This is a genomic window from Roseisolibacter sp. H3M3-2, from assembly GCF_029211165.1.
GTDB lineage: Bacteria > Gemmatimonadota > Gemmatimonadetes > Gemmatimonadales > Gemmatimonadaceae > Roseisolibacter.
In genome coordinates this window covers 1-8,761 of record NZ_JARGEK010000201.1, presented here as the reverse complement: position 1 = coordinate 8,761, position 8,761 = coordinate 1, and the positions used below count along the sequence as shown (strand labels likewise).

Annotated in this window: 8 protein-coding genes and 1 riboswitch; of the genes, 5 read left to right on the top strand and 3 right to left on the bottom strand. The window is 73.4% G+C overall.

All coding sequences use genetic code 11. The features are described 5' to 3' along the window. The 3 genes from PYV61_RS15900 to PYV61_RS15890 form a co-directional block, all read right to left on the bottom strand. Positions 1-240 (bottom strand): Hpt domain-containing protein (locus PYV61_RS15900; protein ID WP_275833322.1); only part of this gene is annotated, 240 nt, incomplete at its 3' end. A 5-nt stretch (positions 241-245) separates the two neighbouring features. Beyond that, positions 246-935, bottom strand: coding sequence for a response regulator transcription factor (locus PYV61_RS15895; RefSeq protein ID WP_275833321.1), 690 nt, complete (start codon positions 933-935; stop codon positions 246-248). Positions 936-1,173: 238 nt separating this feature from the next. Then, positions 1,174-4,029: a putative Ig domain-containing protein gene (locus PYV61_RS15890; protein ID WP_275833319.1), complete on the bottom strand. Its 2,856-nt coding sequence runs from the start codon at positions 4,027-4,029 to the stop codon at positions 1,174-1,176. Positions 4,030-4,071: 42 nt separating this feature from the next. Continuing rightward, positions 4,072-4,163: riboswitch (cyclic di-GMP riboswitch) on the bottom strand. A 363-nt stretch (positions 4,164-4,526) separates the two neighbouring features. Here PYV61_RS15890 and PYV61_RS15885 point away from each other — a divergent pair. The 5 genes from PYV61_RS15885 to PYV61_RS15865 all read left to right on the top strand — a co-directional run. Next, a complete protein-coding gene (locus tag PYV61_RS15885; protein ID WP_275833317.1) occupies positions 4,527-5,435 on the top strand; it encodes an enoyl-[acyl-carrier-protein] reductase in 909 nt (302 codons plus the stop codon). A gap of 123 nt (positions 5,436-5,558) precedes the next feature. Further along, positions 5,559-6,167 (top strand): hypothetical protein, encoded by a 609-nt coding sequence (locus tag PYV61_RS15880; RefSeq protein WP_275833315.1) that lies wholly within the window; start codon positions 5,559-5,561, stop codon positions 6,165-6,167. Next, a complete protein-coding gene (locus PYV61_RS15875; protein ID WP_275833313.1) occupies positions 6,160-6,570 on the top strand; it encodes a transcriptional regulator in 411 nt (136 codons plus the stop codon). The genes PYV61_RS15880 and PYV61_RS15875 overlap by 8 nt, the downstream gene beginning before the upstream one ends. Positions 6,571-6,613: 43 nt before the next feature. Continuing rightward, entirely contained in the window at positions 6,614-7,354 is a 741-nt protein-coding gene (gene uppS, locus PYV61_RS15870) for a polyprenyl diphosphate synthase (protein WP_275833311.1), read from the top strand. Between the two features lie 4 nt (positions 7,355-7,358). Continuing rightward, positions 7,359-8,761: DUF4173 domain-containing protein (locus PYV61_RS15865; RefSeq protein ID WP_275833309.1), on the top strand; the 1,403-nt coding region annotated here is incomplete at its 3' end.

Sequence of the window (8,761 nt, the reverse complement as noted above, 5' to 3'; positions counted from 1 at the left end):
CACGCGGGGCGCGGCGCCGACGCCGCCGAGCTGCGCGCACGACGACTTGAGGCCGTGGGCGAGGCGGGCGAGCGCGTCGCGGTCGCCGGCGATGAGGGCCGCGCGCGCCTCGGCGGCGCGGCCGGGGAGCGACTCGACGAACATCGCCACCAGGTCGTGCGCCAGCTTCTCCCCGCCGAAGCGCCGCAGCTTCGCGAGCGCCTCGGCGCCCGCCGGCGCGGGCGCGCCCCCGTGCGCCACCGCCCCTACCCGTCCGCGCGCGCGCCGAGGGTGAGGACGTAGCCCGTGCCGCGGACGGTCACCAGCGTCGGCTGCGCGTTGTGCTCGCGGAGCTTGCCGCGCAGGCGCGCCACGTGGACGTCGATGACGTTGGAGTTGGGGTCGAGCGACAGGTCCCACACCTTCTCCAGCAGCTCGGCGCGGGCGACCACGTGCTCCGCGTGCTCGACGAGGAAGGCGAGCAGGGTGAACTCGCGCGGGGCGAGCGAGACGCGCTGCCCGTCGATGGTGGCGCGGCGCATGGCGCGGTCCACGACGATGCCGCCGAAGGCGAGGGTCGAGATCCCCTTGGGCTCGCGGCGGCGGACGAGGGCGCGGACGCGCGCCTTGAGGATCTCGTCGTCGAGCGGCTTGGTGAGGTAGTCGTCGGCGCCGGCGTCGAGCCCCTGGACGACGTCGCGGGGCCCGTCGTTGCCGGTGATCATCAGGATGGGGGTGTCGCTCCCCTCCTGGCGCAGCTCGCGGGCGAGATTGAGGCCGCTGCCGTCGGGGAGGGTGACGTCGAGGAGGATGCCGTCGTACTCCCCCCCCGTGGCGGCGCCGCGCGCCTCGGCGTAGTCGGCGGCGAGGTCGACGGAGTGCCCCTCCTCACGGAGGGCGTGGCGGATCAGCTCCGCGAACATCCGGTCGTCCTCGACCAGGAGTAGCTTGGCCATCGTGGTGTCCCAGAGACGGACCGGCCCCGGCGGACGCGCCGGGTGGCAGGCTCAAATGTGATACGGACGGGCGTTCGGGGCCAGTGTGACGTGCGCCACATTGGTGTGGGGCAAATCACGCAGGGTGAACGGGTTGCGTGACGGAAGGTTCACGTGGGGCGGCGATTCGGGACCGTCCGAACGACGAACGCCCCCGGGCTTGAAGGCCCGGGGGCGTCGTCATGCCCCTTTACTGCGTTCAGGGCTTGATGCTGATGTTGCCGCCCTTCAGGGCGCTCCCCGAGTCGGAGTCGTCGGGGGCGCCGAGTCCGTTGTCGTAGACGAGGACGTCGTTCGGGCCGGTGATCTTGATGCGGAACTTGTCGACCGAGCCTCCGCCGCCGACCGCGGCGTCGACCGCGGTGAGCAGGAACTGGAAGCTGCCCGAGCGGCCCTTGATCGTTCCCGTGCCCTTGAACTGCGCGCGGGCCCCGGCCACGACCAGCCACTGGAAGTCCGTGCTCTTGAAGTCGAGCGCGCCGGCGTGGAACTGGAACTCGGTGTTGCCGGTGGGCACGTTCGCGCCGCGCTGGTACTTGGCGTTGAAGCCGAAGTTCGCCTTGCCGAAGGCAGTCGGGTTGTCCGGCATCGCGTTCACGGGCGAGTCGACCCAGCCGCCGCCGGTCACGAAGCCGCCCGTCGGGTCGAAGACCACGATGTAGCCCGCGGCCGTCTCGACGTCCGACCCGCCGTCGTCATCGAGGACGGTGACGCGAACGGTGTACACGCCGGCCGGCAGCGACCGCGCGAACGTCGCGACCCCGCCGCTCACCGAGGTGACCGTCTTCGGCGTCGCGAAGTCCGAGCCCGCGAGCGCGTCGATGTCCCAGACGATCGTGCTGCCGGTGTGGGTGTCGGCGGTGCCCGGATCGGTGAAGCTCGCGGTCACCGTGACCGTCTGCCCGGCGGCGATCGGCGCCGACGGGATCGAAAGCGCGGAGATCGCCGGGTCGACGTTGGTGATGGCCACGCTCGACGAGTACTCGGTCGACCCGCCGTCCTTGTCGATGATCTTGCCCTTCACCGGACGCGTCCCGTTGTCCGTGGTCGCGCACGAAGCGGTGTGCGTCCCGCTGGCCGCGCCGTAGCCCGAGCCGCAGTCGAAGGCGTACTGCAGCGTCGGCAGGTCGCCCGCGGCGTCCTGCGGGTTCGACAGCGAGAGCTGGATGGCGGTCCCCTCGGTCACCGTGCTGGGCGCCGAGAAGGTGGCCGTCGGGTTGACGTTGTTGATCGTGACGGTTGCGGTGTACTCGGTCACGCCGCCGTCCTTGTCGATCACCTTGCCCTTGACCGTGCGGCTGCCGTTGTCCGTGGTCGGGCAGGACGCGGTGCTGGCCCCCCCGGCCGCGGCATATCCGATGCCGTTGCCGCAGTCGAAGGAATAGGTCAGCCCCGGGAGATCCGCCGGGACGTCCTGCGGCGACGTCAGCGACAGGACGATCGCTGCGCCCTCGTTCACCGCGGCCGGGGCGTTGAAGGTCGCCGTCGGCGCGACGTTCGTAACCGTGACGGTCGCCGGATACTCGGTGAGCCCGCCGTCCTTGTCCTGCACCTTCGCCTTCACCACGAGCGAACCGTTGTCGGCGGTCGGGCAGGTGAACGACCCCGACGTCGCGAGCGCACCGTAGCCGCTGCCGCAGTCGACGGCGAACTTGAGGGTCGGCTCGTCCGCTGCGACGTCGACCGCGTTGGAGAGCGTCAGCGAGACCGGGGTCCCCTCGCTCACCGTGGTGGCGGGCACGCTCAGCGTGGCCGTCGGGTTGACGTTGTTGACGGTGACTTCAATCTCCTCCTGCGCGAAGTCGAAACCGTCGCTCACCTTCACGGTCAGCTTGGTCGACTGCGACGGGCCGTCCGCGGGCGTCCACGTGAACTCGCCCGTCGTCGGATTGATCGCCGCGCCAGCCGGGGCGCCGACGAGGCTGAACGTGAGCGACTGTCCGAGGTCGTTCGCGTTGCCGCTCGCCGTGAACTTCAGCTGCGTCGCCTCGAGCACCGCCTTGGCACCGATGGCGTTCAGGGTCGGCCGATTGTTCGGCGTGATCTCGACGCTCTTCGTGTACTCGGAGACACCGTCGTCCTTGTCCCGGACCTTGCCCTTCACGGTCCGCGTGGTGGTGCCGCTCGTCGGGCAGCTGGCGGTCGCCGAGGCGCCGAACGAGCCGTAGCCGGTGCCGCAGTCGAACGCGTACGTCAGCCCCGGCTTGTCTGCCTCGACGTCGATCGGAGCGGAGAACGCGAGCGCAATCGACTCGCCCTGCTTGATGCTCGTCGGCGCCGTGAACGTCGCCGTCGGCGCGACGTTCGTGACGGTGGCGGTGAACGTCTCCTCGTCCGTGTCGACGCCGTCGCTCACGCGGACCGTGAAGCTCGCGGTCGACGTCGAGGTGCCGTCGCCGGCCGTCCACTCGAACAGCCCCGACGTGGGGTCGATCGTCGCGCCGTTCGAGGCGCCGACCAGGCTGTAGGTGAGGGTCTGGCCCGCGTCCTTCGCGTCCCCAGTCGCGCTGAACGACAGCTTCTGCCCCTCGAGCACCGACTTCGGACCGATTGCATCGAGCACCGGAGCCGTATTGCTCGCCGTGACGTTCACCGTGAACGTGGCCGGTGCGAGATCGAACGACCCCTCCGTGCTGTTCGAAAACTGGGTGAGACTGATCGAAGTCGAGCCGACCGCCTTCGGAGTGACCGTGAGCGACGGCGTCGCGCCGCACGAGTTGAAGGTCACCGACGACGGGCTCACCGTGGCCACCGCGGGGTTGCTGGAGACGACGGTAACAACGAGCGTCTTGTCGCCCGTGAGATTGCACCCGTTCTTCCCGTCGTCGTTCTGCGGCGTGACGGTGAGGGTCGTCGCCCCGTTCGCGCCGCCGGCTGCCAGCGACATCGTCTTCACGCCAGCGACGATTGCAACGCCGCTGCTGATCAGGTCGAAGTTCGGCCCGCGTGGCGTGAACGCGATGGGGGATGCCGTCTCCACGGCGGTGGGAGAGCCATCGCCGCACGCAGCGACGAGCAGCAGCGCGGCCAGGGGCAGACGCACGAGGTGCTTCATGTGGGGGGTCGTCCGAAGAGGAGGGGGATGCTGCGACCCTTCTCCGGTAGCCCGGCTGTCTCAAGTCTCCACGGAGGAGAACGAGACCCGTGGCTTTGCGGACCGGCCTCGCGACCGGGGTGCCGTGTGCGGGAGGGAAAGGCGGGAGACGCGCAGGGGCGCCGGCCTGAGGCGTACGCACCCGCCAGGCCACGGCGGGCACGACCGTAACTCCCTTCCACGGCATGAGTTACCGGTCACGTGGGACCAGAACCCGGTCCCGCGCGGCGGCGACTCCGCAACAGCTGTCTCACGCGTGCGACGAGCCCACGCGTACATGACGAACCCGCAAGGTGTTACGCTCGCGGTGACTCAGATCACCGCTGAGACACAATGTCGATGACACAGTTGCCACGCGCAAGCAAACGCGACCGTACAGACGCCGTAGCCGCCCACAGCCCCCGCCCCGCGCCCCCGCCGCGTTGATCCGCCCCCGGCGCCGCCTACATTTGCCCGCCATGCTCCCCATCGACCTCACCGGCCGCCGCGCCCTCGTCGCCGGCGTCGCCGACGACAACGGCTTCGGCTTCGCCATCGCCAAGGCGCTCGCCGAGGCCGGCGCCTCCGTCTGCGTCGCCACCTGGCCCCCGGCGCTCCAGATCTTCCTGAACCTCCTCGAGCGCGGGAAGATGGACGAGTCGCGCCGCATGCCCGACGGCGGCCTCCTCCAGTTCGAGCGCATCTACCCGCTCGACGCGACGTTCGACACGCTCGCCGACGCCCCCGAGGAGATCCGCGCCAACAAGCGCTACGCCGAGCGCGGCGACTTCTCGATCGACGGCATGGCGAGGCAGCTGGTCGCCGACTTCGGCGAGCGGCCGCTCGACGTCGTCGTGCACTCGCTCGCCAACGGCCCCGAGGTAAAGAAGCCGCTGCTCGAGGTCTCGCGGAACGGCTACCTCGCCGCGGTCAGCGCCAGCGCCTACTCGATGGTCTCGATGGTGCAGCGCCTCGGCCCCCTCATGCGCCCCGGCGGCTCGTTCGCGTCGCTCACGTACATGGCCAGCGAGCGGGCAATCCCCGGCTACGGCGGCGGGATGTCGAGCGCCAAGGCGGCGCTGGAGAGCGACACGCGCCTCCTCGCCTACGAGGCCGGGCGCAAGTGGGGCGTGCGCGTCAACGTCGTGTCGGCGGGCCCCTACGCAAGCCGCGCCGCCAGCGCGATCGGCATCATCTCGCAGATGGTCGAGTACTGCCGCCAGAACGCGGCGCTCCCGCAGGTGCTCGACGCGCGCGAGGTCGGCACCACGGCGGCGTTCCTCGCCAGCGACCTCGCGAGCGGGATCACCGGGACGACGGTCTACGTCGACAAGGGCTACCACGCGATGGGGATGGCGGTCGAGGCGCTGGCGCCCGCGGCGGGCTGACGCCGCGGCCTCCGGGACACGCGACGGGCCGGCCTCCGACGGGACGCCGGCCCGATGCGCGCCCGCTTCACTTTGCCGTACGAAGTACTTGACGAACACGCGCGCCCGCCGCATCCTTCTCCCATGCCCGCCCCCGCGCCCCGCGACGTCCCGCCCCCGCAGCTGCACGCGCGGGCGATGGACAACCTGAGCTTCATCCGCAGCACGATGGAGCGCGCCGCCGGCGTCACGGCGGTCTCGGGGTGGGGGATGGCCGCCACCGGCGTGGTCGGCGCGGCCGCGGGGCTGCTCGCCCCGCGCGCGCCCGACCCGGCGTCGCGCCTCATCGTCTGGCTCGTCGCCGCGCCGATCGCGCTCACCGCCAGCGTCGTCGGCGCGGTCTGGAAGGCGCACCGCGAGGGGGACCTCCCCACGCTCACCGGCGCGGCCCGCAAGCTCGCCCTCGCCTTCCTCCCGCCGATGTGCGCCGGCGCGCTGCTCACGCTCGCGCTCTGGCGCGCCGACGCGATGGCGCTGCTCCCCGCCGTCTGGCTGCTGCTCTACGGCACCGCGGTCGCCGCGGCGGGCGCCTTCTCGGTGCGCGCGGTCCCCGCGATGGGCGCGGCCTTCCTCGCCCTCGGCGCGGTCGCGGTCCTCGGCCCCGCCGCGTGGGGCGACGCCCTCCTGCTCGCCGGCTTCGGCGGGCTGCATCTCGTCTTCGGTCCCTACATCGCCAGGAGGCACGGTGGCTAGGTCCAACGCGGCACGTGCCGCCAAGAGCAGTCCCCCCGCCGCGCCGGCCGAGAAGCCCGCCGAGCGCCCGGCGCTCGCCGGCGTGCGCGGCGCCGCGGCCGCGGGGACGGCGCCCGACCTCGACCAGCTGATCCACGAGCGCGTCCGCCTCGGCATCGTCAGCGCGCTCGCGGTCAACGAGTCGCTCTCGTTCACCGAGCTCAAGGCGCTGCTCCAGGCGAGCGACGGGAACCTCAGCGTGCACGCCCGCAAGCTCGAGGACGCGGGCTACGTGCGCTGCGAGAAGACGTTCGAGGGGCGCGTCCCGCGCACCGACTACCGCCTCACGGCCGAGGGGCGCAGGGCGCTCGCGCGCTACCTCGACCACATGGAAGCGCTGATCCGCGCCACCCGCGCGCGCTGATCGCCCCGCCCGCCCCCTCCCACGCCGCGCGCCCCTCTACTTTATGTCACAGAGTGCTTCGCAGTCGCCGCTGCACGTCGCGATCGTCATGGACGGGAACGGGCGCTGGGCCGCGCGCCGCGGGCGGCCCGGCGCCGTCGTGCACCTCGCCGGCGCGCGCGCCGCGCGCGGCGTCGTCGACGCCGCCGCGCGCGAGGGCGTCGGTGGTCTCACCCTCTACGCCTTCTCCGCCGACAACTGGCGGCGGCCTGACGACGAGGTGCGCGCCCTCATGCGCCTCTTCCGCCGCTACCTGCACGGCGAGGCGGCGCGCTGCGTCGCCAACGGCGTGCGCCTCACGGTGATCGGGCGGCGCGACCGCCTCGACCCGGCGCTGCTGCACGCGATCGCGGGCGCCGAGTCGGCCACGGCCGGCCGGACGCGCCTGCACCTGCGCATCGCGCTCGACTACTCGGCACGCGACGCGCTCGTCGCCGCCGCGGCGCTGCCGCCGACCGCCCTCGCCGACCCGCGCGCCGACCTCGCGGCGCGTCTCGGCACCGTCCTCCACGACGCGGGCCCGGTGTCCGACGTCGACCTGCTGATCCGCACCGGCGGCGAGCGGCGGCTGAGCGACTTCCTCCTCTGGGAGAGCGCGTACGCGGAGCTCTGGTTCACGCCCACGATGTGGCCCGACTTCGACGCCGACGAGCTGCGCCGCGCGCTCGCCGACTTCGCCGCCCGCGAGCGCCGCTTCGGCGCGCTCCCCGCCGCGTCCACCGCCGCCCCCGCCGCCCACGGGTGATCCGATGCGCCTCCCCGCGACGCCGATCCCGCCGCTCCCCGTCCTCTCGCCGCGCGAGGCGGCGCCGCGCGCGCTCGGCGCCGCGCTGGCCGTCGGCGTGCTCGGCGACCTGCTGCTCTTCGGCACCCCGCTCGGGCTCAACTTCCCCGTGCTCGTCGCCGCGATGCTCGCCGCCCTCGCCTGGCTGGCCGCGCGCACGGGGCGACCCGTCACCCTCGGCGCGGCGCTGCTCGGCGCGCTCGCGCTGGCGTTCGCCGCCGCGTCGGCGTGGCGCGACGCGCCCACGCTGGTCGCGCTCGACGTGCTCGGCGTCCTCACCGCGCTGTGCGCGCTCGTCCCGGCGGTGCTGCACGGCGACGCGCTGGCGGTGGACCGCGCGGGGCCGATCGCCTACGTCGCCGGGGCCGCCGCGACGGGGGGGCGCGTGGCCTTCGGCGCGCCGGTGCTCGTGGCCCGAGCGCTGGAGGCGGCGCCGCTCCCCACCACCGCGGCGGTCGCGGGGCTCGGCACGCTGGCGCGCGGGGGGCTGCTCGCCTCGCCGGTGCTGCTCGTCTTCGGGGCGCTGCTCGTCTCGGCCGACCCGACCTTCGCGCGGCTGCTGGAGCGCGCCTTCGGGTGGAACGGCGGGCTGCTCGCCGAGCACGTGGCGATGACGGCGTTCGTGTCGTGGGGCGCCGGCGGCGTGCTGTTCGCGGCGCTGCTCGACCGCCGCGCGCCGCGCGCCGACGGGGTGCCGGACGTGTTGACTGCCGTGGGGCTGGAGATGCGCGCGGGGCTGCGCCGCATCGGGCTCGGCGTGCGCGAGGTGACGGTCGCGCTGGGGCTGATCGACGTGCTGCTGGTCGGCTTCGGCGTGCTGCAGCTCCGCTGGCTGTTCGGCGGCGCGGCGTCGCTGCAGGCGGCGGGGCTGACGGTCGCCGAGTACGCGCGGCGCGGCTTCTTCGAGCTGGCGGCGGTGTCGATGCTGGCGCTGCCGCTGCTGCTGGTGGCGCACGGCGTCGTGGGCGAGGGGACGCCGTCGCCGGGCTCGCGGCGCGCCCACCACGCCTTCCGCGCCGCCGCCGGCGTGCTGGTGGCGCTGGTGCTGGTGCTGCTGGCGTCGGCCGCCGACCGCATGCGGCTCTACGTCGACGCGTACGGGCTCACGCAGGACCGCTTCTACGCGTCGGCGCTGATGACGTGGCTCGGCGTGGTGTTCGTGTGGGCCGGGATGACGCTGCTGCGCGGGCGCGCGGCGCCGTTCGCGCTCGGCACGCTGCTGTCGGGGTGGGCGTTCGTGCTCGGCCTGCACGTGGTGAACCCCGACGCCCGCATCGCCGACGTGAACTCGGCGCGCGCCGCCGCCGGGCGCCCGCTCGACGCGGCCTACCTGCGCGCGCTCGGCGCCGACGCGGCCCCCGCGCTGGC

Excerpts from the sequence above, each read along its gene's own strand:
- PYV61_RS15895 (WP_275833321.1), bottom strand. The coding sequence starts at position 935 with ATGGCCAAGCTACTCCTGGTCGAGGACGACCGGATGTTCGCGGAGCTG.
- PYV61_RS15890 (WP_275833319.1), bottom strand. The coding sequence starts at position 4,029 with ATGAAGCACCTCGTGCGTCTGCCCCTGGCCGCGCTGCTGCTCGTCGCT.
- PYV61_RS15885 (WP_275833317.1), top strand. The coding sequence starts at position 4,527 with ATGCTCCCCATCGACCTCACCGGCCGCCGCGCCCTCGTCGCCGGCGTC.
- PYV61_RS15880 (WP_275833315.1), top strand. The coding sequence starts at position 5,559 with ATGCCCGCCCCCGCGCCCCGCGACGTCCCGCCCCCGCAGCTGCACGCG.
- uppS (WP_275833311.1), top strand. The coding sequence starts at position 6,614 with ATGTCACAGAGTGCTTCGCAGTCGCCGCTGCACGTCGCGATCGTCATG.